The sequence below is a fragment of the Paenibacillus methanolicus genome, assembly GCF_008124765.1.
Lineage (GTDB): Bacteria > Bacillota > Bacilli > Paenibacillales > Paenibacillaceae > Paenibacillus_Z > Paenibacillus_Z methanolicus.
In genome coordinates, this window is the sequence record NZ_VNHS01000004.1 from 319692 (window position 1) to 343865 (window position 24174).

The 24174-nt window shown below is 61.0% G+C and carries 18 protein-coding genes; 11 read left to right on the forward strand and 7 right to left on the reverse strand.

Annotated elements, in window-relative coordinates; translation table 11 throughout:
• The first annotated feature begins 183 nt into the window (after window positions 1-183).
• Entirely contained in the window at window positions 184-3297 is a 3114-nt protein-coding gene (locus BCM02_RS12945) for a PAS domain-containing protein (RefSeq protein WP_148929514.1), read from the forward strand.
• An 80-nt stretch (window positions 3298-3377) separates the two neighbouring features.
• Here the strand turns inward: BCM02_RS12945 and ilvN are convergent, their stop codons facing one another.
• Both ilvN and ilvB read right to left on the reverse strand, forming a co-directional pair.
• The gene (ilvN, locus tag BCM02_RS12950) at window positions 3378-3908 is read right to left on the reverse strand and encodes an acetolactate synthase small subunit (RefSeq protein WP_148929515.1); all 531 of its coding nucleotides are present in this window, start codon (window positions 3906-3908) and stop codon (window positions 3378-3380) included.
• Window positions 3905-5692: a biosynthetic-type acetolactate synthase large subunit gene (ilvB, locus tag BCM02_RS12955; RefSeq protein WP_148929516.1), complete on the reverse strand. Its 1788-nt coding sequence runs from the start codon at window positions 5690-5692 to the stop codon at window positions 3905-3907. Before ilvB ends, ilvN begins: the two co-directional genes overlap by 4 nt.
• Window positions 5693-5853: 161 nt before the next feature.
• Here ilvB and BCM02_RS12960 point away from each other — a divergent pair, with 161 nt between their 5' ends.
• Entirely contained in the window at window positions 5854-7962 is a 2109-nt protein-coding gene (locus BCM02_RS12960) for a helix-turn-helix transcriptional regulator (RefSeq protein ID WP_148929517.1), read from the forward strand.
• 562 nt (window positions 7963-8524) lie between these two features.
• Here the strand turns inward: BCM02_RS12960 and BCM02_RS12965 are convergent.
• Together BCM02_RS12965 and BCM02_RS12970 are read right to left on the reverse strand one after the other, a co-directional pair.
• Window positions 8525-10474 (reverse strand): glycoside hydrolase family 15 protein, encoded by a 1950-nt coding sequence (locus BCM02_RS12965; RefSeq protein ID WP_246183354.1) that lies wholly within the window; start codon window positions 10472-10474, stop codon window positions 8525-8527.
• 6 nt (window positions 10475-10480) lie between these two features.
• Window positions 10481-11509 carry a LacI family DNA-binding transcriptional regulator gene (locus tag BCM02_RS12970; protein ID WP_148929518.1) on the reverse strand — a complete coding sequence of 343 codons (1029 nt, stop codon included), beginning with the start codon at window positions 11507-11509 and terminating at the stop codon, window positions 10481-10483.
• A 630-nt stretch (window positions 11510-12139) separates the two neighbouring features.
• Here BCM02_RS12970 and BCM02_RS12975 point away from each other — a divergent pair.
• From BCM02_RS12975 to BCM02_RS12995, 5 genes are all read left to right on the forward strand, one after another.
• Window positions 12140-13468: a sugar ABC transporter substrate-binding protein gene (locus BCM02_RS12975; protein WP_148929519.1), complete on the forward strand. Its 1329-nt coding sequence runs from the start codon at window positions 12140-12142 to the stop codon at window positions 13466-13468.
• 116 nt (window positions 13469-13584) lie between these two features.
• On the forward strand, window positions 13585-14895 hold the full coding sequence (locus tag BCM02_RS12980) for a carbohydrate ABC transporter permease (protein WP_148929520.1): 1311 nt from the start codon (window positions 13585-13587) through the stop codon (window positions 14893-14895).
• Window positions 14892-15731 carry a sugar ABC transporter permease gene (locus tag BCM02_RS12985; protein WP_148929521.1) on the forward strand — a complete coding sequence of 280 codons (840 nt, stop codon included), beginning with the start codon at window positions 14892-14894 and terminating at the stop codon, window positions 15729-15731. The genes BCM02_RS12980 and BCM02_RS12985 overlap by 4 nt, the downstream gene beginning before the upstream one ends.
• A 7-nt stretch (window positions 15732-15738) precedes the next feature.
• On the forward strand, window positions 15739-17406 hold the full coding sequence (locus tag BCM02_RS12990) for an alpha-amylase family glycosyl hydrolase (RefSeq protein ID WP_148929522.1): 1668 nt from the start codon (window positions 15739-15741) through the stop codon (window positions 17404-17406).
• 219 nt (window positions 17407-17625) lie between these two features.
• Window positions 17626-17889 carry a hypothetical protein gene (locus BCM02_RS12995; protein WP_246183355.1) on the forward strand — a complete coding sequence of 88 codons (264 nt, stop codon included), beginning with the start codon at window positions 17626-17628 and terminating at the stop codon, window positions 17887-17889.
• Window positions 17890-17987: 98 nt separating this feature from the next.
• Here BCM02_RS12995 and BCM02_RS13000 read toward each other — a convergent pair whose 3' ends face one another.
• Together BCM02_RS13000 and BCM02_RS13005 are read right to left on the reverse strand one after the other, a co-directional pair.
• On the reverse strand, window positions 17988-18704 hold the full coding sequence (locus tag BCM02_RS13000; protein ID WP_148929523.1) for a hypothetical protein: 717 nt from the start codon (window positions 18702-18704) through the stop codon (window positions 17988-17990).
• A gap of 158 nt (window positions 18705-18862) precedes the next feature.
• Window positions 18863-20617: an alpha-glycosidase gene (locus BCM02_RS13005; protein WP_148929524.1), complete on the reverse strand. Its 1755-nt coding sequence runs from the start codon at window positions 20615-20617 to the stop codon at window positions 18863-18865.
• Between the two features lie 380 nt (window positions 20618-20997).
• On the opposite strand from BCM02_RS13005, the gene BCM02_RS13010 reads away from it, so the two are divergent.
• The 4 genes from BCM02_RS13010 (at window position 20998) to BCM02_RS13025 (ending at window position 23430) form a co-directional block, all read left to right on the forward strand.
• Window positions 20998-21576: a TetR/AcrR family transcriptional regulator gene (locus tag BCM02_RS13010; RefSeq protein WP_148929525.1), complete on the forward strand. Its 579-nt coding sequence runs from the start codon at window positions 20998-21000 to the stop codon at window positions 21574-21576.
• Window positions 21577-21672: 96 nt separating this feature from the next.
• Window positions 21673-22077 (forward strand): DMT family transporter, encoded by a 405-nt coding sequence (locus BCM02_RS13015; protein WP_342791305.1) that lies wholly within the window; start codon window positions 21673-21675, stop codon window positions 22075-22077.
• A 116-nt stretch (window positions 22078-22193) separates the two neighbouring features.
• Window positions 22194-22517 (forward strand): DMT family transporter, encoded by a 324-nt coding sequence (locus BCM02_RS13020; protein WP_148929526.1) that lies wholly within the window; start codon window positions 22194-22196, stop codon window positions 22515-22517.
• A gap of 79 nt (window positions 22518-22596) precedes the next feature.
• Window positions 22597-23430: a serine/threonine-protein kinase gene (locus BCM02_RS13025; protein ID WP_342791306.1), complete on the forward strand. Its 834-nt coding sequence runs from the start codon at window positions 22597-22599 to the stop codon at window positions 23428-23430.
• A gap of 121 nt (window positions 23431-23551) precedes the next feature.
• Here the strand turns inward: BCM02_RS13025 and BCM02_RS13030 are convergent, their stop codons facing one another.
• Window positions 23552-24166 carry a DsbA family oxidoreductase gene (locus BCM02_RS13030; protein ID WP_148929527.1) on the reverse strand — a complete coding sequence of 205 codons (615 nt, stop codon included), beginning with the start codon at window positions 24164-24166 and terminating at the stop codon, window positions 23552-23554.
• Between the last annotated feature and the right edge of the window lie 8 nt (window positions 24167-24174).

Below are 24174 nucleotides of genomic sequence, written 5' to 3' on the forward strand. Positions count from 1 at the left end.
TTTTCGTCGGAAAGCTGCATGAAGGCCATCGCCGCCAAGGAAGCCATATATTTCAACGCGTGCGCTAGTAGGAATATGTCAAACCTTGTCGAATAAGTCAGAAGCGCGGCGAGAAAGATTTCCGGACAAGATGGGTTCGTCCGGGAGATGCCGCGCCAGACTGGATAGAACGGAGCCAACATCATGAATCGGCTGTTTAACCGGCGTTCGCGTCCGAATACGCTTCATCGCAAATTTCGCAGGCAGATGATGCTGCTTGTGTTATCGGTCGCCATCACGTGCATGGCGGTTTTTACGTATATCGAATATGACCATCATAGAGAGAAAGCGCTCGACCAGCTGAAGCAAACGGTCATGCTGGAGCATGCGTTCCTGGAGAAGTGGCTGGCCGAACGAATGGGGGATATTCATATCCTGGCCCATTCCCAATCGGTCAAGTCGCTGGACGAGAACGCGATGCGGGGCGATCTTCAACAGGTGCTGGCCGGGCGCAAGGAATTCAGTTATATCACGTTCGTGAACAAGGACGGCATCGGCGACCTGCACGGCAAAACGACGAATCTAACCGATCGGGAGTATTACCAGGAGGGCAAGCTGCTGAAGGAGACGATCTCCGGGACGCTGATCTCCAAATATAACGGCAAGCCCGTCATTATTTTCGCCTCGCCGATCACGGATAAGAATAACGAATTCGCCGGGCTTATCACCGGCGCGGTCGAGCTGACCACGATCGAAGGGCTGATGAAACAGTTCCAGTACGGGACGGATGGCGAGTCGTACCTCGTGGCGCTGGACGGAACGATGATTACCGGCACGCGACTGGCGTTAGGCGAGATGATGGAGACGCCTTTGACGCAGGCGGCCGCGAGCGGGCATCAGTTGACGGAGTCCTACGCCAATTATGACGGGCGCGAAGTCTACGGGGCTTACGCCTGGACCAACAACGGACGGTGGCTGATCGTCGCGGAGACGGGCATCGAAGTTGTTTTGAAGTCGATCTACGCGCAGCTAATTATGACGGCGCTCATCATCTTGATAGCGCTCTTGGCTGCCGCTTACGCCTCATCTCGCGTGGCCGCGCATCTGAGCCGGCCGATCGAAGAGCTGCTGCGCGGCGTCCGGGGCATCCAGAACGGTCAGTACGGCTATGTGATCGACGCGGGCGCGACCAAAGATTCCACCGTCGAGTTGGACGAACTGCTGCAGGTGTATAACGGCATGTCGGTCACGCTCGGCAAGACGGTGGAGAAGCTGCAGGTCGAGCAGGCGTTCGCGGACTCCGTGCTGAACACGGCCGCCTCGTTCATTATCGTGCTCGATCACGAAGGGCGGGTCGTGCGGTTCAACCAAGCTTGCGAGACGCTGAGCGGACATACGGCGGACGAGGCGCGGGGCCGGCCCCTGCACGAGCTGCAGTCGCTGCCGAAGGAACGGGAGGATATCCGTCTTCATATGGAGCATTTCGCGCGCACGGGAGAGGTCATCGCGAAGTTCGAGCAGCGGTGGGAGGCGTGGGACGGCCGCATCCATTGGGTGGCGTGGTCGAACGCGACGATGAAGGACGCCTCCGGCCGCGTGCAGTTCGTGATCGCCACCGGCATCGATATTACCGAACAGCGCCGCGCGCAGCGCGAACTAGCCAAGAACGAGGAGCGGTTCCGCTCGCTCGTCAACTCCATCGACGAGACGATTACGATCTTCGACGAAGACATGCGCGTGAGCGGCATGTTCGGCCGCCCGGTGCAGGATCTGCTCAACCCGGTCGAGTTCTTCTTGGGCAAGAGCTTGGACGAGCTGCTGCCGAGCGAGGCGGCGGAGCCGCATAAGGAGGCGCTGCGCCAGGCTTTCGCTGGCGAGCCGTCCGTGCAGGAGTGGGCGCTGAAGACGGCGGCCGGGGGCATGCGATATTACATCACCTCCTATTCGCCGTTCATCCAGACGGACGGGCGCATTACCGGCATCGTCTCGGTCGGCCGCGAGGTGACCGAGTTCAAGCAGGTTCAGGAAGCTTACATGAAGTCGGAGGCATGGCTGAAAAATATTTTGGAGAGCATTACCGACACGTTCGCGGTCGTCGACCGGGAGTGGCGGTTCACGTACGTGAACCAGGAAGCCGAACGCTACTTGGGCCGCACGGCCGAGCAGCTGACCGGGCGCGTGCTGTGGGACCTTTACCCGGGCATCGCGGCTTCGCCTTTCGGTTCCGCTTACCGCAAAGCGATGTCCGAGCAGGTCAAAGTGTCGTTCGAAGAATTCTCCGAACTGTACAACGCCTGGTTCGAAACGCATATTTACCCGTCCAAGGAAGGGCTCACCGTCTACCTGCGCAACGTCAACGAGCGCAAGGGGCTGGAGCAGACGGTAGAGGAAGCGAAAGACCGGCTCGATACGATCATCGAAACGGTGCCCAACGGCATTCTCGTCTTCGACGATACCGGCGCGATCACGCTGGCGAACCATATGGCCGAGCAGATGCTGGGCATTCAGGTCGGCGGCGGTTCCGGCGATGCGGCGAGCTTCTGTCTGTGGAACTTGGCCGATCGCGGCGGAGTCCGATTCGGCGAAGAGGGGCCGCCGTTCCTGCGCGTCATTCGCGACGGCAAGCCGATGAACAACCTGGAGCTGAGCATTCATCAAGGCGAGAAGGGGCGAATCATCGTCTCCTGCAACGCGGCGCCGTTCAAGAACAAGCAGGGCGAAGTGAACGGCGTGCTCGTATCCTTGACGGATATCTCGAAGCGGGTAAAGAGCGAGACGGAGCTGCAGAAGGCGAACGACTCGCTTGTGCGACTTTCCTCCATGGACGGGCTGACGAGCGTATACAATCGTCGTTACTTCGACGCCCAGACGGAGGCGGAGTGGGCGAAGCGGACCGGCGAGGACGGCGGATTCGCGATCGCTCTGCTGGATATCGACTGCTTCAAAATGTACAACGACAACTACGGCCATCAAGGCGGCGATACGGTGCTGAAGCGGGTGGCGCAGCTCGCCCACGACATGCTCGTCCTGCCGGGCAGCTTCGTCGCCCGTTACGGCGGCGAAGAGTTCGCCTGCGTCCTGCCGGGCGCTTCGGAGCGGCAGGCGCTCGAGTTGGCGGAGGCGATTCGGGCCCGCGTCGAGGCGTCGCGCATCCCGCATGCCAAGTCGACGGTAAGCCGCTACGTCACCGTCAGCATGGGCGTCGCCGCGGGCGCGGCGGATAGCTGGGAGGAGCTCGTGGCGGCCGCCGACCTGGCGCTGTACGAAGCCAAGCGCACGCGCAACAGCGTCGCGGCTGGCCATCTGCAGGGCATGTAGGCAAGGAAGAGATGGAGGAAGACCCTGAAGGGCGGCGGATGGCCGCGTGCTTCAGGGTCTTTTTTGTGGCGTGAATGGGATTACTGTTCGGGGAGGGCGGCAATCATGCCGCTGCGGGTTACCTGGCGAACGTGAGGGGCAAGCTCGCGAAGAAGCTCGTCGATCCGCCGAGGCTCGCCGGACATCTGGAGCAGCAGCGCGGCAGAGGAGGCGGAGACGAGTTCGCAGCGACCGCCGGCGCTTAATTGTTGAACGCGCGATATCGCAGCCTCGCAGGCTTCGAGGCGTATGAGCGCGATCTCCCGCTGAATGGCGGCTTGCGGGGGGAGATTCGCGATGTCCAGCACGTCGATCAACTTATCCAGCTGATGCGCGATCTGGGTGGGAGCGGCATGGACGTCGCGGGCGGTCTGCAGCGTAATGCGGGAGAAGCCGGATCGTTCGCTGCCGCCGACCGCGATGCTGTCGATATTGATGCCTCGCCGGCTTAAGAGCGCGCAGACGCGCTGCAGCACGCCGGGACTGTCGGCGGCGAGCAGGGAGAACAGCGTGCTTTCCTCCGCATCCTGTCGATTACGGGGCTTCGCGGCGGATAGGGGAGCAGCGCTCATCGCGGGGACCCTCCTTTCGGTTCGAGGACGCCGGGCACCGCGGTAATCATGTCCGACAGCGAGCCGCCGACGCGAATCATCGGCAGCACGAGTTCCTCGGGATCGATCCAGAAGTCGAGCAGGACGGGCCCGTCATGCGCGAGCGCTTCTTGCCAGACGAGCTCGGCCTGCGCTTTGTTCGAAGCGCGGAGACCCTTGACGCCGTAGGCCTCCGCCAGCTTCACGAAATCGGGACTGCCGGATAGATCGATATGGCTGTGGCGTCCCTCGTAGATGATCTCCTGCCACTGCCGGATCATGCCGAGCGTGCGGTTGTTGAGCACGACGATCTTGAGCGGCAGCCGGTGAATGCTGCATACGGCGAGCTCCTGGGCGCACATCTGGATGCCGCCGTCCCCGTTGACGGAGACGACGAGCGCGTTCGGTCTCGCGATCTGCGCGCCGATGGCCGAAGGCAGGCCGAAGCCCATCGTGCCGAGTCCGCCGGAGGTGAGGAAGGAGCGGGGGCGTTCGTACGCGCAGAACTGCGCGGCCCACATTTGGTGCTGGCCGACGTCGGTCGTGACGATGCGCCGCCCGGGTTCGGTCCGGCCGATCAGTTCGACGACGAACTGCGGCTTCAGCCGGGCGGGGTCATAGTCGTCATAGCGGAGCGGCTGTTGTTCGTTCAGATCCCGAAGGCTCGTCAGCCAAGGCTCGTAACGAGCGGCTTCGAGGCGGGCGCCTTGGTCGAGCAGCAGGCCGAGCACGACGCCCGCGTCGGCTTGAACCGCCAGCTGCGCGGGGAGAATCTTGCCGATCTCGGCCGCGTCGATGTCGACGTGAATGACGGCGGCGTCCGGCGCGAAGCCGGCCAGCTTCATCGTGACGCGGTCGTCGAAGCGGGCGCCGATCGCGAGCAGACAGTCGGTCTCGACGAGCGCGCGGTTGGCCGCGACGCTGCCGTGCATGCCGGGCCAGCCGATCCAGCACGGATGGCTGGCCGGGAGGCCGCCGAGGCCCATCAGCGTCGTGACGACCGGGATGCCGGACGCCGCGGCGAAGGCGGCGAGCCGCTCCGGCGCCTCGCCGTGCATGATGCCGCCGCCGGCGAGCAGGACGGGCCGCCGCGCTTCGGCGAGCTTGGCGAGAATCGCCTCGATGCGCGCGCCGTCCGGCTCGCCGGGCATGCGATAGCCCGGGAGCTCGACTTCGCCGGGGTAGATGAATTCCGCGATCTGCGCGGAGACGTCCTTCGGGATATCGATTAGCACGGGGCCTTTGCGGCCGGTGGACGCGATATGGAACGCCTTGCGCACGGTCGACGCGATGTCGGCGGCATGGCGCACGAAGAAGCTGTGTTTGGTCACCGGCATTGTCATGCCGACGATATCGGCTTCCTGGAACGCGTCGGTTCCGATCTGGTCGGTCGGGACGTTGCCCGTGATGACCACGAGCGGGACCGAGTCCATGTAAGCGGTGGCGATGCCGGTCACCAGATTGGCCGCGCCGGGGCCGGACGTCGCCAGGCAGACGCCGGTGCGGCCGCTGGCGCGCGCATAACCGTCCGCGGCGTGGATGGCTCCCTGTTCATGCCGCGCGAGCACATGACGGAACTGCTCGTTGCCGTGCATGGCGTCATAAATATAAAGCACCGCGCCGCCCGGATAGCCGAAGACGCATTCCACGCCTTCGAGCAGGAGCGAGCGCAGCAGGATCTCGGAGCCGCTCAGCGGCCCGGGCGTCTTCAGCCGCTCGAGCGCGGCCGCATCGCCGGCCAGAAATTCGGTGTAGAGCGAATGCATGATAGAAGTTCCTCCGTTCGTAAGCTGTTGACGGGTTCTCTCTCAGCATACAGGCCACAGAGGCGAGCCGGGCAGTATACCGCGGTATCGAAAAGGCTACACGCCGGTATCCGTCTGTAGTATACTGTGAACCAAAATCCGTATAGGCGTGGTGATGGGAAATGCGAAGCGAGACCGGCAAGGGGTTGACTTGGGGCCATTCGTTGGCCGATTGGGAAGAGCGGCTGCTGGTCGGTCGCGGGCGGGAAACGGATGAATTCCGGGCGTTCCTGCGCGGCGCGAACGACCTCGGCGGCGCGCGGATGCTGAACGTGACCGGCGCGGCCGGCATGGGCAAGACGCGCCTGCTCGCCGCGTGGAGGACGATCGCGGAGGCCGAAGGCGCATGCTGGCTGCGCGCCGATGCCGGGGAGCGCGCGACGGCGGAAGATTGGCTGCCGGCGCTGCTGCGGGCGCTGGACGCCGCGCTGCCGCAGGATGGCGAAGCTTGCTTGCCGGCGGAGAGAAGGAGCGAAGGGTCGGATTCGCTCATGGAGCGGGCGATCGAGAAGCTCGTTAAGCTGTGCGGGGAGCAGCCGAACGGGGAGACGGTCTTGCTGGCGATCGATTCCTATGAAGCCGGCGGCGCGCTCGACCGGTGGCTCCGCGAGAAGATGTTCTCCCGACTGCCCATGCGTCTGCTCGTGGCGGCGGCCAGCCGGCAGCCGATCCGGCTGTTCGCGCGCGAACCGGGATGGAGCCGTCTCTTGAAGACGCTCGCGCTGAGCGGCCTATCGGCAGAAGACGTGCGGCGGTACGCGGGGCGGCTGGAGCTCGGCGAAGAGCTCGGCGAGCGGCTGTGGCTCGCGTCCAGAGGCCATCCGCTGACGATGGCGCTTGCCGCGGAGAGCGCGCTCCGGCACGGCGAGGCCGGGTCCTCCGTGGCGGGAGCCGCCGATCTGCTGGAGCAGGCGGTGCGGGGATGGCTCGCGGAACTGCCGAACGAAGAGGCGCGCGAGGGGCTGCTGCACGCCGCGCTGATGCGATCGTTCCAGCGGGAGAGCTTGTCCGCGACCATGGGGCGGCCGCTCGGCTGGGAGGCGTTCGATCGGTTGACCGGAAGCTGGGCGACGGAACGCGCCAGCTGCGGCTGGACCGTTCAGCCGCAGCTGAAGGAAGCGCTGCGCGCCTTATACAAGCGGACGGCGCCTTTGCAATATGAGGAGGCGAGAGGGCGCGCGGCCGCTTACGCGTTGGAGGCGCTGCGCGACCGCGGGAGCGCGGGCGCGACGGGACGAAGCGGCGAGGCGATGTCCGATCTGCTCTATTACGCGGAGCATCCGATCTTGCGGGCGCATTATCGCGCCGTGGAGTCTTCCGCCTACCGCTGGGTGCCGCTGGAGGATCGGCTGCTACCGCTGGCCGATGCGTATCTCGCTCGCCGTCGCGAAGGCGCGGCGCCGCAATCCGTCGCTTGCGCCGACCCGGCGAGCGCGTCGTTGTTCCGCTATTCGCTGTCGTCGGAGGAGAGCGTGTTGCGCCTGGCGGACATCGGCGCCGAGGAGCTGCGCGACGAGCGCGCGGTTCGCAAGCTGCTTCTGACGGAGACGGGCGAGGCGGCGGGACTGGCCGTCATCTGGCCGATCTCGCCGGCGACCGAGGACCTGCTGCGCAGGAATCCTTATGCCGCCTCCTACATGGCGTCGAAGACGCCTGGCGCTCTAGATGCGTTATACCGAGGAAAGAGCGCGTTCATCCGCACGATCGACGTGGCCGACTTGTCGGACGAGGGGCTGCGCCACGCGTCCTTCCGCCTGCTGCTCGATTGCCTGTATGTCTACGAGACGCTGGCCGCGTCGCCGCCGCCGTTGACCTTCTACGCGGACAGCCATCGCAGCGTGGGGTTCGAAGCCGTGGATGGCGCTGGGCATCCGGCATACGGGAGTCGGCATGGCATGGCCGACGTCTACGAGCTGCGGCTCGCCGGCGAGCATTTCGCGCGCTATGCTTCGCGCATGATCGGCCTCCCCGCCGAACGGGTAGCGTCCTCCCCAGCCGCGGCCTTGGCCGTGGCTAGCGGGTCGTTCGCGCTGCCGGCGCCGCAAGAGCCGCTTACGGAGCGGGAGCGAGAAGTGGCGCTGCTGTTGGCGGAGGGGCGAACCCTCGCGGATATTGCCGGCACGGTCTTCGTAAGCGTCGTCACGGTGAAGAAGCACGTAGGCGCGATCTATCGCAAATACGGCGTCGCCAACCGGGCGCAATTCATGGGCGTCCTGCTCCAGCGAACCTAAAAAAGCCTGCAAGGGCAGGCGGCGTAAAGCCGCTGCTCCTTGCAGGCTTAATTGTTGTTGTTAGGTTGTGAATGTAAACGTAAAGCGTGTCCGCGGAAGCGGACGAAAGCGAAGGTCAGCACGATGTCCCGCCAAGTGTCCGAAGTAAAAGGTTTACGCCACAAGGCAAACCGTAACGAACGAAGCTCGAACAAAAGCCAGTCCGAGGGACTAGTGGGCTCCCCGCGAAAGGACACATCAAGGACGGCCGCGAACCGAGCCACGCTTATTTGCGGAGTCGAACGTTTTTCGGAGAAAAACGACTTCGGAAGCATATGCAAACTCTCTGGTTAAAATCCGCCAATGCTGTCAGGTTAAGGAAAAACGTCGGATGAAGCCAACTAGGACCTATAGTTGACAGGCTTAAGTCTTAGGACGGACTTCAAAACCTAATGAAGCTTTGTCCGTGAGGACAAAAGCGAGCCCCGCTCAAGCCCAATCGCCGACCGGGAACAAGTGCGGCAGCACGAAAAAGGGAGTCCAGAGGGCAAAAAAACGGGTTGTCAAAGGGCGAAGCCCTTCCCTAAAATTGCCCTTTCTCGGCCAGCATGAAGATCGTCAGCACGAACATCGCGTGCGACCACGTGAGCGGCACGACCCAAGCGGTCTCGCCCGTCACTTTGTCGACTTGCTCCGGCAGCAGGCCGGTCTGCGTGCGGTGGTCCATGGCCCAGCGCAGATGCTTCTTCGCTTCGTCGTATTGGCCGTTCGCGATGCGGTAATGGGCCAGCCACAGCGTCGTCAGCACCCAAGGGTTGCCGCCCGCGTACGTGTCGTCCTCGTATCGCTTGATACCGCCTACGCCCGGCATCGTGAGCTCGCGCTCGACGACGTCGGCCGTCTTCTGCATCCGCGTATCTTCCGGCGCCACGGCGCCGAACGGAACGGAGATGCCGAGAAGGCTGATGTCGATAACCGGATCATGCTGCACATGATGCGTCACGTAGCCTTTCGCGCTCGTCTTCGTGAATACTTGCTCGCCGCGCTCGGCCGCTTCATGATACACGTGCGGGTAGACGGTAAGCTTAAGCGCGCGGTAGAAGCTGTCGCGCGCTTCGTTATAGCCGTGCGCATCCAGTCCGGCCGACACCCGGCTCGCCGCGGCCGACCATTCGGCGGCCAGCTCCGCTTGCCCTTGAAGATCGGCGAACGACGCCGCGGCGCTCAGCCCGCCGAAGACGGCAGCGGCCGAATACGTGTGCTCCGCTTCGCGCTCTTCCCACAGATCGCGGCTCGGGCTCGGAAGACCTGTCTCCGGATCGAGCGTCGTGACGAGGAACGCGGCGCCCTTGGCGACGGCTGGCCACACGCGCTCGGCGAATTCGCGGGAGCCGGTGTGCTTGTAATGCTCCCACATGCCCCAGATGAGCGAGGCGCCTTCGTCCAGCTGAATGCCCCACGACGGCGCCAGGCTGCCGTCATGGAAGTGGCGCTGCTGCCACGAGCCGTCCGGATCCTGCGCGGTGAGCGCCCAGTCGTAGAACCGGTCGGTCAGGCTGCCGAGGCCCGCTTTGTCGAGCGCGGTCGTGATGAACGCCGCGTCGCGTCCCCAGCAGTAGGAATAGCCGCCGCAGCGGGTGAAGTTCTCGTCGAATTCCGGAGCCGCGACGATGCTGCCCGTTTTCTCGTCGGACATCAGCTTGAACATCAGCAGGGAGCGGACGTATAGATCCTTGGTCTCCGGATCGTCCGTCGGGCAAGGCGTGGCCGCGGCGACGAATTCGTGCCAGTATTGCGACGACTCGGCGAACCACTCGGTCGAAGGCTTGGATTTCGCCTTAGCCAGCGCCGCGAGCGATTCGAAGCGATCGTTGCCGGCCGCGATATAGACCGGAATCGTGACCGATGCGCCCGGCGCAAGCTCCGATATCTTCCAGCTCATGCCGCCGTCGGTCGTCATTTCGATCATGCTGCCGCGGAGCGCGCCGGTGTCGGCCGCTTCCCACGCGAAGCCCGCCTGGAAACCTGTGCAAACGTTTGAACTGCCGATTGAAAAAAAATACCGGTGACGGTAGTGGACGATCGCGTCCGCCTCTTCATCGAAGAACACCGTGTTGTACAACTTGTTCTCGGTGATGCTGAAGGACGAGTAGAACATGAACTGGAACGAAACGGGCTCGTCGCCCGTGTTCGTGAACGTGTAGTCGCGAACATGGAAGTCTTCGCCCGGCACGGCATAATCGACCGTGACCGCCGTTACCGGCAGCGTGCGGTGGTTGGCCGTGACGCGGAAAATATTCGTGTCCGGGACGTACGCCGCTTCGTGAATCCAGCCGTAGTCCGGCTCGTCGAACCACGACGTGCCGCCCAGCCCGTTCTCGAAGAACAGGCCGCTGCGGATTTTGTCCACGTGCTGCGGGAAGTCGATGTTCGGCCACCACAGCCGGTACATGCGGCCGGTATTGCCGAGGGAGGCGAGGAAACGGGAATTGCCCGTAATCGCGTCAATCAGGTAAGGTTTGTCGTTAATCAACAGAACTCACGTCCTTCTGGTATTAGGTTGAATGGAGGATTCGCGCACGATCAGCCGGTGCGGAATGACGATCTGGTTCTGCGGCAGCGGCTCGTCGTGAACGGCGCGCAGCAGCGAATGCGTCGCGGTGTAGCCCAGCTGGTACGTGCCGATATCGATCGAACTGATCGGCGTCGAAGCCAGCTCCGAGAGCGGGATATTGTTGAAACTGACCAGGCTCATGTCGCCGGGCACGCTGTAGCCGAGCTCGGTCAAGCCGCGCAGGACGCCGAAGGCGAGCAGGTCGTCGAATACGACGAGCGCGGTCGGCCGCTCGGGAAGGCTCATGAAGAAGGACATCGCCCGGAAACCGCTCTCCTGCAGCACGTCGCCTTCGACGATCCACTCGAGCCGGTTCTCTAGGCCGGCTTCCTTGAGCGCTTGCAAATAGCCAAGCTGACGGTCTTGGGAGACGACCAGATTCGGCGGGCCGCTGACGAAACCGATCCGCTCGTGTCCTTGCGCGATGAAATGGTTCGTCGCCTCGTAGGCCGCCTGCACGTTGTTGTTGTCTATAGATATGATGTCCGGAAACTCTTCGCTTCGGCCAACAAGCACGAATGGAAAGTTATGCTGCTTCAGAAACTCGATGACGGGGTCGTTCTTGCGGGAAGACAGCAAAATCAAACCGTCGACGCGACCGCCGCGCACGAGGCGCGAGATCGTCTCCAGTTCGTCATGATCCGACGTCACCGTCGTCATCAGCATGTCGTAGCCTGCTTTCGTCGCTTGCGTCACGATCCCTCGAATGAGCTCGCCGAAGAAGAAGTTGAGAAACAGCTCCTCGGCCGGCCGAGGCAGCAGTATGCCTAGCGTTTGGGTCGTTTTCGAAACCAAGCTCTTGGCCATTATATTCGGATGATAGCCAAGCTCGTCCATGATCACTTTCACCTTCCGCGCCGTTTCCGTGCTGATTCTCGGATTGCCCGAGACGACTCTGGAGACGGTGGAAGGCGAGACGCCCGCGATTTTAGCCACATCTTTGATGGTTACCATAGTGTTAATCCCCCGTTAGTGCAAACGTATGCACAAGGTAGTCCTCTAATATATTTATGTTAAACGAGCAAATAGAAGATGTAAATAGTGAAAACAAGGCGAAACGGCTATCGCAGCCTTTTTAAGCGTGAAACTTATACGTCCCTGTATGTTATCGTAAACGTCTTTCGCGCGAAAATGCGATTTCCTTCGATAAATCGAGAAAAACGAAGCATTTTAAAGAACGTTCCCGACTTTTTCGCTGAAACGAACGGTGCAAACGTTTTCCCTCAAACGCTCGGATGTTGTATGATAACGACATCGGTAAAACGCTTTCTTATATGGTTTTCACGCTGAAAACGATTTCCGAAACCTTTTTTTGTCGAAAAATGCACAAACGTTTGCACAGCTTGTGCAGGTTCCGCAGCCCCCGCTGCATAAGGTCTTATACCCTTTACGGTCTGCCACTTAACCGCGGTTTATTCCCCCGCTGTCCTCCAAAAGGCAGATTTGTAAATCGTGTAATGGTCTAACGGCTTTTCGGGGACGCTACGGGGGAAGCCTTAAGACAATAGGCGACCTAAGGAGACAAGCGGTTTCCGGCGAACGCGCCGGGCCAAAGAGAACAGAATTCGAAAGGGGTTTCTTGCAATGAAAAAAGGCATCGCTCTGGTCAGCGTGCTGGCCATGTCCCTGACGCTGGCTGCATGCGGCGGTACGAACAACGAAGGCACGAACAACACGGGCACCAACGCAGGCACGACGACGAACGAAGGAACGAACGCTGGTACGAACAACACCGCCGGCGGCGAGACCGCGACGGAAGAACTCGTTCCGGAAGAAGGCGCGTCGCTGCTCGTTTGGGAAGCGAAAGAAGAGCGTCCTTTCGTAGAGCAAATGGCTAAGGAATTCAAAGAAAAATATAACGTTGACATTCGCATGGAAGAAGTCGGCGCTGGCGATCAAGTGACGAAATTGACGACCGACGGCCCTGCCGGCATCGGCGCAGACGTCGTCCTGTTCCCGCACGACAACCTCGGCCGCGCGGTATCCGCGGGTCTGGTTCTCCCGAACGACACGTACGCGGAGCAAGCCAAAGCGGAGAACGCCGAGAACGCGGTATCGGCCGTTACATACGACGGCGTGCTGTATGGCTACCCTCGCTCGATCGAGACCTACGCGATGTTCTATAACAAAGACCTGATCGCGGCGCCTCCGACGACGTTCGACGAAGTGAAAGCCTTCGCGAAAACGTTCAACGATACGAAAGCGAATAAATATGCGTTCATGTGGGATATCGGCAACTTCTACTTCAGCTATCCGTTCCTTGCAACGACGGGCGGTTACGTGTTCGGCGGCGGCGGTCAAGACAAAGCCGACATCGGCCTGAACAATGCCGGCGCGGTAGAAGGCGCGACGTACTTCAAAACGCTGAAAGACGAAGTTCTCCCGCTGAAATCCGGCGACGTGAACTACGACATCAAAAAAGGTCTGTTCACCGGCGGCACGCTGGCAATGAACATCGACGGCCCTTGGGCAATCGGCGACCTGAAGAAGTCCGGCATCAACTTCGGCGCGGCTCCTATTCCTAGCATCAACGGCAAGCCGTCCGTTTCGTTCTCCGGCGTCAAAGGCTGGTACGTCAACACGTTCACGAAATACCCGAACGCGGCGAAACTGTTCGCGCGTTACGCTTCGACGAAGGAAGCGCAGCTGGCCGACTTCAAACTGACGGGCGCAATTCCGGCGAACAGCGAAGCTTCCGCCGATCCGGCCGTCTCCGGCGACGAGCTGATCAAAGCGTTCGTCGAGCAGTTCAAGAACTCCCAGCCAATGCCATCCATCCCGGAGATGGGCAACGTCTGGACGCCAATCGGCGCGGCGCTCTCCGACATCTGGAACGAGGGCAAAGATCCGAAGGCATCGCTTGACAACGCCGTGAAGCAAATCGAAGACGCGAACGCTGCGCAAGGCAGCTAGACCGTCCGTTCCGCTCACAACCATACTAAAATACACGCTGCCCGCCCCTCTTCACGAGGGGCGGGTGACGTGACATAAAGAGAAAAATGACAACATTGGGAAAGGAGCTGGGAGGGATGCATAGGCATCGTAACACGGCAACGGTTTTATCCGTCCTGTCCATGGGACTCGGACAACTGTACAACCGCCAGTTCTTGAAGGGAATCCTCCTGCTGCTCGTCGAAGCCGCGGGCTTGCTGTATTTTCTGCCGCGTCTCGGAGAAGCGATCTGGGGCGTCGTCACGCTTGGCGACAAACCGCTTCATATGGAGAAAATCGGGGGCAAAATGGTCCCGGTGGCGGATCACTCGATTCAACTGCTCATTAACGGTTTGATCGTCTTGCTCATCTTCGCTATTTTCATCTGGATTTATATTTCCAACGTCAGGGATGCGTACCGAACCGGTAAGCATCGCGATGAAGGCGGCGCTCCCGCATCGTTCAAGGACACTATGCATTTCACGCTCGATAAGCGGTTCCCGCAGCTGCTCTTGACGCTGCCGGGCATCTCGATTCTGTTCTTGACGATCATGCCGATCATCATGGCGATCCTGCTGGCATTTACAAACTACTCGGCTCCGAACCACATCCCGCCGGCAAAACTTGTCGATTGGGTCGGATTCCAGACGTTCAACGATCTGCTCAGTCTAAAAACATGGAGCCACACGTTCTACGGCGTATTTACGTGGACGGTCATCTGGGCGATTATCGCGACCGTCACGACATACTTCGGCGGCCTGCTCGTCGCGCTCTTGATCGACCAGAAAGATATTAAATTCAAGGGACTGTGGCGCACGCTCTTCATCGTGCCGTACGCGATTCCGCAGCTGATCTCGCTCCTGATCATGCGCAATCTGTTCAACGGCCAATTCGGCCCGATCAATCAATACCTCGGCTACTTCGGACTCGGCGGCCTGCCGTGGCTGACGGATCCGTTCTGGGCGAAGGTCACCGTCATCCTCGTCAATATGTGGGTCGGCATTCCAGTCTCCATGGTACTCATTCTCGGCGTCTTGACCGCGATTCCGAAAGATCTGTACGAGGCGGCCGACGTGGACGGCGCGACGCCGTTCCAGAAACTGCGCATCATTACGCTGCCGTTCGTCCTGTTCGCGACGGCGCCGGTGCTTATCATGCAATTTGCGGGCAACATCAATAACTTCAACGTCATATTCTTGCTGACGAACGGCGATCCGGTCAAAGGCGACTATCAATACGCGGGCGCGACGGACTTGCTCGTCACCTGGCTCTATAAGCTGACGCTTACCCAAAGTAAATTCAACATGGCATCGGCAATCGGGATCATCATCTTCCTGGTCGTGGCTTCTCTGTCTATCTGGAGCTACCGCCGTTCCAAATCGTACAAAGAGGAGGACATGATTCAATGAGCCAGAAATCTCGCGGCGTCTTCCGCTTAACGTTGTCCTATTTAATCATTCTGATCTTGGCGGTGTGCGCGCTGTATCCGGCGGTGTGGGTGCTTTTCTCCTCGCTGCGTCCGGGCAGCTCGCTGTTCGCGCCGACGTTCTTCCCGGAGAACCCGACGCTCGACCACTTCAAGGAACTGTTCACGAACCCGAGCTTCCAATACGGCACGTGGTACTTGAACACGCTGAAGATCGCGACCGTTACGATGATTCTCTCGACGCTGTTGACGACGATCAGCATGTATGCTCTGTCGCGCTTCCGCTTCAAGGGCCGGAAGAACATCCTTACGCTGATGCTCATACTCGGCATGTTCCCGAGCTTCATGAGCATGGTGGCCGTATACATCCTGCTGCTTCAGTTGAACCTGCTGGATACGCACACGGCGCTCATCTTGGTATACTCGTCCGGTTCCGTGCTGGGCGGCTTTATTGTCAAAGGCTTCTACGACACGATTCCGCGCAGTTTGGACGAAGCGGCCCGGATCGACGGCGCGAGCCACTTTACGATTTTCTGGCGCATCATGCTGCCGCTGTCGCGTCCGATGCTGACGTACATCGCGCTGACGACGTTCACGGGCGCTTGGGTCGACTTCATCTTCGCCCGCCTCGTGCTTCGCAGCAAAGAGAATTGGACGCTCGCGGTCGGCATGTGGGATATGGTCGCCAACTTCCAGAACTCCAACTTTACGATGTTCGCCGCCGGCGCGGTGCTCATCGCCATTCCGATCATGATCTTGTTCGCCTTCTTGCAGAAGTTCCTCGTTCAAGGACTTACGGCGGGGGCATCGAAAGGATGATCAACATATGCGCGTGAAAGGAACTTATGCACGCGCTTGGATCGGGGCTGCGCTTAGCGCAGCCCTGCTTCTTGCGGCGGTAGGCTGTACGTCGGATAATAGCGCGGGTAACGCAGGCAACGGCAATCAAGCAAGCGACGGCGCGTATGCGGGCAATAAGACGCCGACGAACGGCCAGGCGGCTGTGCAGACCGCCGCGGTCGACGAGCAGCCGTCGAGCGTCTACTACGAGATCTTCGTCCGGTCGTTCTATGACGCGAACGGCGACGGCATCGGCGATTTGAACGGCGTCACGCAGAAGCTGGATTACTTGAAAGACCTCGGCGTAGAGGGCATCTGGCTCATGCCGATCAACGCTTCGCCGAGTTATCACGGCTACGACGTGACGGACTACTACGGCGTAAATTCGGAATACGGCACGATAGACGATATGAAGAAGATGCTGGACGAAGCGCACAAACGCGGGATCAAGGTCATCATGGACCTCGTCGTCAATCATACAAGCAAGGAACACCCTTGGTTCAAAGAAGCGGCGGCCGATCCGAACAGCAAATACCGAAATTGGTACACGTTCAAGGACGCGTCCGAGCCATTGCCCGGCGACGGCGCGACGGGCGGCAATCCGTGGCATGCCGCGGGCAGCTACAAGTACTTGGGCGTCTTCTGGGAAGGCATGCCGGATCTGAACTTCGACGAGCCGGCGGTGCGGGCCGAGATGATCAAGGCTGGCCAATTCTGGCTGGATCAAGGTCTCGACGGCTTCCGTCTGGACGCGGCGAAGCATATTTACGGCGACTTCAAATCATCGATCAACACGCCGGACATTCAGAAGAAGAACCAGGCGTGGTGGCAGGAATTCCGCGCCGCTATGAGCGGGAAGAAGAAGGATGCCTATCTGATCGGCGAGGTGTGGGATTCTCCGGTTATCGTCGCGCCTTATCTGGACCGGGCGCTCGATTCCGGCTTCAACTTCGACTTGTCGACGAAGCTGCTCTCCGCGGCCGACGACGAGACGAATCCCGACGTGGCGTTCTCGCTGGACCGGGTATACGGCATGTACGAGAAGTCGTCGGGCGGCACGTTCGTCGACGCGACGTTCCTCGGCAATCATGACCTGAACCGGGCGATGAGCGTGCTGCTGGGCAATGTCGACCACGCCAAAATGGCGGCGGCGCTGCAGCTGACGCTGCCGGGCAATCCGTTCATCTATTACGGCGAGGAAATCGGCATGCAGGGGATGAAGCCCGACGAGGCGATCCGCGAGCCGATGCCGTGGTACGCGTCGAAAGAAGGCGGCGAAGGCCAGACGAAGTGGGAAGCTTCCCGCTATTGGAAGGAAGGCGCGAACGTCGAAGAGCAGTTGAAGGACGAGAATTCGCTGCTGGCCTTCTATAAGGAGTTGATCGCGTGGCGCAAGGAGCTGCCGACGCTTCGCAACGGCGGCATCAAGGAATACAAGATCGACAATCCGCAGATCGGCTCGTACTTGCGCGTCACGGCGGACGATCAAGCGCTCGTCGTGCACAACATGGGCGGCGCGGAGCAGACCGTTCAATTGACCGAAGGCGAGTTCGCCGAGATCGCGAAGCAGAGCAAGGACGGCGCGAAGCTGGACGGCGCAACGCTGGTGCTGCCGGCGTACAGCACGGTCGTGCTTCGGCAGGATCGCCCATAGAGCTAGTCGAAGTGAATCCCCGGAATTCGCGCTTGCCGCGAACCGGGGATTTTTGGCGTCTCGTGGTTACGTGCGCCCCGTCGGATGTTTCAGGATGCGGCCAATACTTTATAAGAGAGGGAAGGGACGGCCCCGGCAGGGACGATCACGCATAGATAGGGGCGAAGGATCATGAGCTGGTACATCCATTTGACCTATAAGCGAAAGGAGACGGAAGCCATGACTAATTCGAAACGGAACGAGGAACAGATTCGCGCGCAGAAGAGAGAGGTCGAGGCCGGCGGGGGCGCCGAACGCCGCGACCATCCGGAGCAGTATCCGACCGAGAAGCCGAGCCTGTTCGATATGTGGGAGAGCGAGCGCACCGTCGATCCGATTCCCGTCGAGGAGTTGAACATCGCGGTGAGGGACGAGCGCCGCAAGTCGCATACGAAGGACGAGTCGTCGAGTCCGGACAAATATCATTCCGGCTTCAAGCACTAATGGCGGCGGTCGGCCGCGGCATAACGAATGACGAAGACGCCTCCCATGGCCGGCCGGACCGGTGATGGAGGCGTCTTCGTCATTAGGCGAACAACCGCTTACTCGGCCGCCGCTTGTTTCATATAAGCTTCATTGATGATGACCTTCGGGTTGTTCTTCCAGTATGTATACGCGGCATAGCCCTTCTCGCCGGCGAGGGCGAAAGTGCTGACGGGCGCGAATCGGCTCTTCGTCTTGTCGAGACGATAGGTGACGAAGGCGTATTCCTTGGTGCTCTCGGTGTATTCGACGTTCTGGAACTGACCGTCGACGCCGGTCGGGCGGATCGCGTGGCTGATGCCGTAGCTAAGGCCGAGCACCTTCTTCAGCTTCCCGTTGACCATGGTGAAAATATTGTAGCTGGATAGCGGTCCGGTCTCGCAGGTCGAGAAGACGAGCAGATTCGGCTTCGCTTTGATCGTGTACACGAACGAATATTTGCCGGTCAGCGCGAAGCTGCCGGGGTCGATGATTTCGGCCTTCGACGCGTCTTTCTTGAAGTACGCGACGCGGTACTGGTTCATGTACAGGTTAGTGCCTTGCGCGGGGCAGGTGGCCGGTTTGGCTTTAATATTCGTCTCCTTGCCGATCGGATAGACGAACACGTTGTAGGTTAGCGAGCCTTCGGTCTGAAAGGTCGAGAACCGGCTCTTCTTGCCGTAGGTCGCGACAAGTTTGTCGTAGGCGGATACCGCTTTGGTCGCGGCTTCCGCAGGGACTGACAGTCCAAGCATAACAATGAGACTGAGCAGACCCCAGGTCGTCAGCTTCTTCATATCCCTCTCCCTTATCCATGCAGTATCACTTACATAATTCGCCAATATTCTTCATTATACCAATAATTCGGGGCTGAAGAAATGGGAAGGTAGTCATAAAAAAGGACAGCCCCGGGCATATTGGAATGCCATGGGCTGTCCTTATCGTGTTCTTGGGTCTAGACGTCCAGCAGCTGCAGGACGGTGAATCCGTACTCCGGCAGCGCGAACGTTACTTCTTTGTTGACCACGCTGACGGTCTCGCCCGTGAAGACGTTGCGCCAGGAGCCCGTCCGCGCGGACGCCTTGACCGTACGGGCGCGTCCGCCCGCGTTCATCGCGATGATGAAGCGCTCGGAAGCCGACTCGCCTCTGCGCTCGAAGACGATCGCCGCGTCGCGCGCTTCCGCGTGCAGGAAGCGGATGTCCATGGAGCGGAGCGCCTGGTGGTCCTTGCGCAGCGCGATGAGCGTGCGGTAGAAGCGGAGCAGCTCGCCGTTCTGTTCCGCTTCGTCCCACACCATGCATTTGCGGCAGTCCGGATCGTGGCCGCCGCTCATGCCGACCTCGTCGCCGTAGTAGATGCACGGCGTGCCCGGGTAGGTGAGCTGGAACAGGGCGGCCAGTTTCATCCGGCGCTCGTCGCCGCTGCACAGCGTGAGCAGGCGCGCCGTGTCATGGCTGTCGAGCAGGTTGAACGCCGCTTCGCCGACTTGCTGCGGATAGGCGCCGAGCTGCTTGCCGATCGCGTTGGCGAAGCCTGCGCCGTCGATTTTGCCGTAAGCGGCGTAGTCGAGCACCGCGTTCGTGAACGGATAGTTCATGACCGCGTCGAACTGGTCGCCCTGCAGCCACATCATGGAGTCGTGCCAAATCTCGCCGAGGATGTACGCGTCCTTGTTGACGGCTTTGACCGTCTGGCGGAATTCGCGCCAGAACTGGTGGTCGACCTCGTTGGCGACGTCCAGGCGCCAGCCGTCGATGCCGATCTCCTCGATCCAGTATTTCGCCGCGCCGAGCAGGTACCTCTTCACGTCTTCGTTCTCCGTGTTCAGCTTCGGCATGATCGGTTCGAACGCGAACGTGTCGTACGTCGGAATGCCGTTCTCGACGCGCAGCGGCCAGTCGCGCACGTGGAACCAGTCGGCGTATTCGGACTGCGCGCCCTTCTCCTTCACGTCTAGGAACGGGCCGAACGTCGCGCCCGCATGGTTGAACACGGCGTCGAGCAGGACGCGGATGCCGCGCTTGTGGCACGCCTCGACGAGCTCCTTCACCTTCTCGTTGGAACCGAAATGCTTGTCGACGCGCATGTAGTCCTGCGTATCGTATTTATGGTTGGTCGTCGCCTCGAAGATCGGACAGAAGTAGATCGCGTTGATGCCGAGGTCGGACAGGTAATCGAGATGGTCGATGACCCCTTGCAGGTCGCCGCCGAAGAAGTTGCTCGGCGTCGGCTTGCCGCCCCACGGCTCCACGTTCGCGGGATCGTTGGACGGATCGCCGTTGGCGAAGCGCTCCGGGAAGATCTGATAGAAGATGGCGTCCTTCACCCACGCCGGCGGCCCGAACACGTCGATCGGGTTGATGAACGGATAGTCGAACGCTTCCAGGGAATGCGCCGGCTGGTTCTTCTCGAACCCTTTCTCGGTCAGCCACAGTTTCTTCGTGCCCTTCTCCAGCTGGAAGAAGTAGCGCAGGCGGCGGTAAGGCGGCTTCACGGCCGCTTCCCAGTAATCGAACAGCTCATCCGAGGCGAAAATGCGCATCGGCACTTTGCGGACGGTCGTGTCCCAAGCATATTTGTCGCCGGCGACGGCCACGACGCGGTCCATGTCGCCGCGCTTCGTGCGGATGCGGATGTGGATCGTCTCGCGGTCGTAGGCGTATGACCAGTTTTGTTTGGGGCGGTGGTAAATGGCTTCTAGCTGCATGTCTATTCACGCTCCTAATTGGTTCGGTGAGGCTGATGCGGATGACGCAAAAAAGGTACAGCCTCGTTGTCGGAATAGAGGTTGTACCTTTAGGTAGCATGGCCTTTAAGTTATGGTTTTATTATACCACGGCGGGCGCGTCGATCAACCGGGAGAGCGGACAAAAGTTTGTGCGATTTTGCTCTGCGCCTTGCAGCGGGGCAAGGTTGCCGCGCGAAATCGCACGGACGAGGCGTCCACGGCTCGGACGTTGACACGGGGGATGCGCGACGTTACAATCATGTGAGGCTAACGATCGTTAGGCGGATATCGATTAATGCTGCGCATGCAAGCATCGGCGGCCGCCGAGACTGGGGACGTACGACAAATGGGGGATTCGCATGACGGCCAATAGAATCAAACAAGCGGCGATGACGCTATTTACCGAGTCGGGTTACGAAGGCGCTTCATTGTCGGAGATCGCGAAGCTCGTCGGCATCAAGACGCCGTCGATCTACGCGCATTTCGACTCGAAGGAGCAGCTGTTCCTGTCGCTGCTGACGGATGTGATCGAAGAGGAGCGCAGCCGTTTCTCGGCCTTGCTCGCCGATACGGAGGAGGCGGCGCCGATGGATCGGGTGCGCGCCGCATTCGGCTTCTTCAGCGATGCGGACGCGACGAAGGCGCTGTCGTTCCTGAAGCGGGCGATCATTGTGCCGCCGCGACATCTGCGCGACCGGATCCGCTCGGATTTCGCGGCGTACGAACGGTTCCTCGACGAGCGGCTGGGGCCGTTGTTCCAAGCATGCTTTCGCGATGGAGCGGAGGCGACGCGCGACGTGCGGCCGCTTACGGCGCTGTTCTACGGCTTGGTCGACGGGTTGATCGTGGAGCAGGAAGCTTACGAAGAGGCGGTCTATCGGGAGCGGCAGCAGATGCTTTGGGAATGGTTCCGAGGCGCGCTGGCGGGAGAGCGTTAGTTGGGCGACGGGCAGGGCAGGCATTTGGTGCGACGGGCAGGCGCTAGGGGCGGTCATCGCCGCAAGCGATGCTTTTGGAAGGGAAGGAGAGCACGTATGGGTTCACGCATGGGTTGGGTTTATGTCTTTATCGGCGGTTTGTTCGAGATCGGCTGGGCGTATGGGCTTCGAGCATCCGAAGGGTTCACGAAGCCGATTCCGAGCGCGCTGACCGCAATTACGCTGGCGATCAGCTTCTATTTGTTCGCCAAGGCGATGCGGATGCTCGAGATCGGCACGGCATATGCGGTCTATACCGGGATCGGGACGGCGGGCACGGCCATTATCGGCATGCTCGTGCTGGGCGAGCCGGCGGGCGCGCTGCGCATCTTTTTCGTCGCGCTGCTGGTGGGCGGCATTATCGGCATTAAGCTCATTTCGGATGATAACAAACCTTCGAATGAGGATGACGCGACAAAACCGGCTAGCGCGCAGGAAAGCGGCGGACAGACCGGTATTTAGGCGGGCGTAGACGGAGCTGGCATTTCCGGGGGAAGATCGCGGCGGGTACGCATGGCAGAGGAAGCGTGCGGATAAGGCGTGCTTCGCGCGCGAATCAAGGAAAGGAAGGGATCGAGATGGCATGGGTGTTTTTGCTGCTGTCCGGACTTAGCGAGATGAGCGGCGTCACGTTCATGAAGCTGTCGGACGGCTTCCGGAAGTGGAAAGGGACGGTCGGCGCGATCGTGTCGGGGATATTCAGCTTCTACTTCTTGTCGCTGGCGCTGCGCGAAATTCCGATCAGCACGGCGTACGGCGTGTGGACCGGGATCGGTTCGGCGGGGAGCGTCGTGCTCGGGATGATGCTGTTCGGCGAATCGCGGGACCGGCGGAAGTTATTGTTTATCGCGATGATCATCGCGGGCGTGGCGGGTCTTCGGATCGTCGGCGGCGGGCATTAGGCCCGGTCGCAGGCGGTCTTTCTTTTTGACTGGAAGCCCCTTACAATGGAGGCAGGAAAACAGAAGGAGCGGCCGTCAAGTGAGCGAGAAACGCGATTGGGATCACGGGAAGAACGATGGGGTTCACGACAACCTAGAGGGACATGGCGTCAAAACGAACGGAGGTCCGGATGCGTCGGCCGAAGAATACGGGAAGACGAACGGAGATCGCGCTATGACGGCTCGGAATGACGGGCTGAAAGGCGCAACAGGCGATGTAACGGACGGGGAGGAGCTGCGGGCGTTCATCGAGCGCGATCTGCTGCCGGGACTGGAGCTTGCGAGCGTCGATCCGACCGAGCCGATCGTCGTGCGGCGGCAGCCGCCGGAGTGGATCCGGCTGGGCGCGGGCAACTACGCCGGCGTCTTCACCCATCCGAAGCTCGCGGACTGGGTGGTGAAAGTGTATGCGCCGGGGCGCGAAGGATTCGAAGCGGAGACCGAAGTGTACCGCCGGCTCGGAGAGCATCCCGCGTTCGCCAGCTGCAAGCTGTCCGCGGAGGCGAGCGGCCACCGCTATCTGGTGCTGAAGCGGCTGCGGGGCAAGACGCTGTACCAGTGCATGCTCGACCGCACGCGGATCGCGCCGCGCGTTATCGCCGATATCGACGAGGCGCTCGACTACGCGAAGAGCAAAGGGCTCTACCCGCACGACGTCCACGGCAAGAACGTCATGCAGCACGAAGGCCGCGGCATCGTCGTCGACGTCTCCGATTTCTTGAAGACGGAGCCTTGCCGAATGTGGGACGATCTGAAGGGCGCGTACCACCGCTTCTACGTGCCTTACTTGTCCAAGCTGCCGTTCCCGATCCCGGAGTGGATGATGGACGGCGTGCGCAAGGGCTACCGGCTGATCCGGGGCAATCGGAAGTAGCGGCCGGGGGCGCGTGGCTGTAGCCGACTACAGGCGTTAAGCCTCTGGGGACGGCTCGGATTAGCCGGCCGCGGCCGCCTATACGCTTGCACTCCGTACCGGATGCGAGCCTGCCCGCTTTTCACCCTTGCGCGGCCCGGCTCATCGCTTGAAGCAGCTTGTCCGGCGGGTAAGCGCCGGACAGCGCGAAGCGGTCGCCGAATACGAATAGCGGTCCGCCCTTGACGCCGAGCCGCGCCGCGCTCGCGATATCCGCGGAGACGCGATCTTCGCCGTCGCCGCGTCTCAGCGCCTCGAGGACCGCGACGGCTTCCGCCCCGACCGATGCGGCGATCGTCTCGATCTCACCGCATGCCGCAATGTCTCGGCCTTCCTCGAAGACGGCGCGGAATAGCGCCTCGATCGCCTCGGGCTTGAGCGGCTCCGGGAGCAGCGCGACGAACCGATGCGCCAGGCGCGTATTCGGCATCCGCGTCACGAGGTCGAATCGGAACGGCAAACCTGCGGCCTCGCCGGCTTCGGAGACCTGTCGGAGCGCTTCTCCCGCCTTGCCGTGCGCGGCGTGCCGGAAGGGCATGCCCTCCGGCGGCAGCGAAGGATCGAGCTGATACGAGCGGTACGCGAGGATGACCGGCTCGCCGCCTTGGGCATGCCGGCGGTCGATCGCTTCGAGGAGATGTTTATGGCCGATGCGGCACCAAGGGCAGAATAGATCATAATAGAAGTCGATGTGCATGGGAGCTC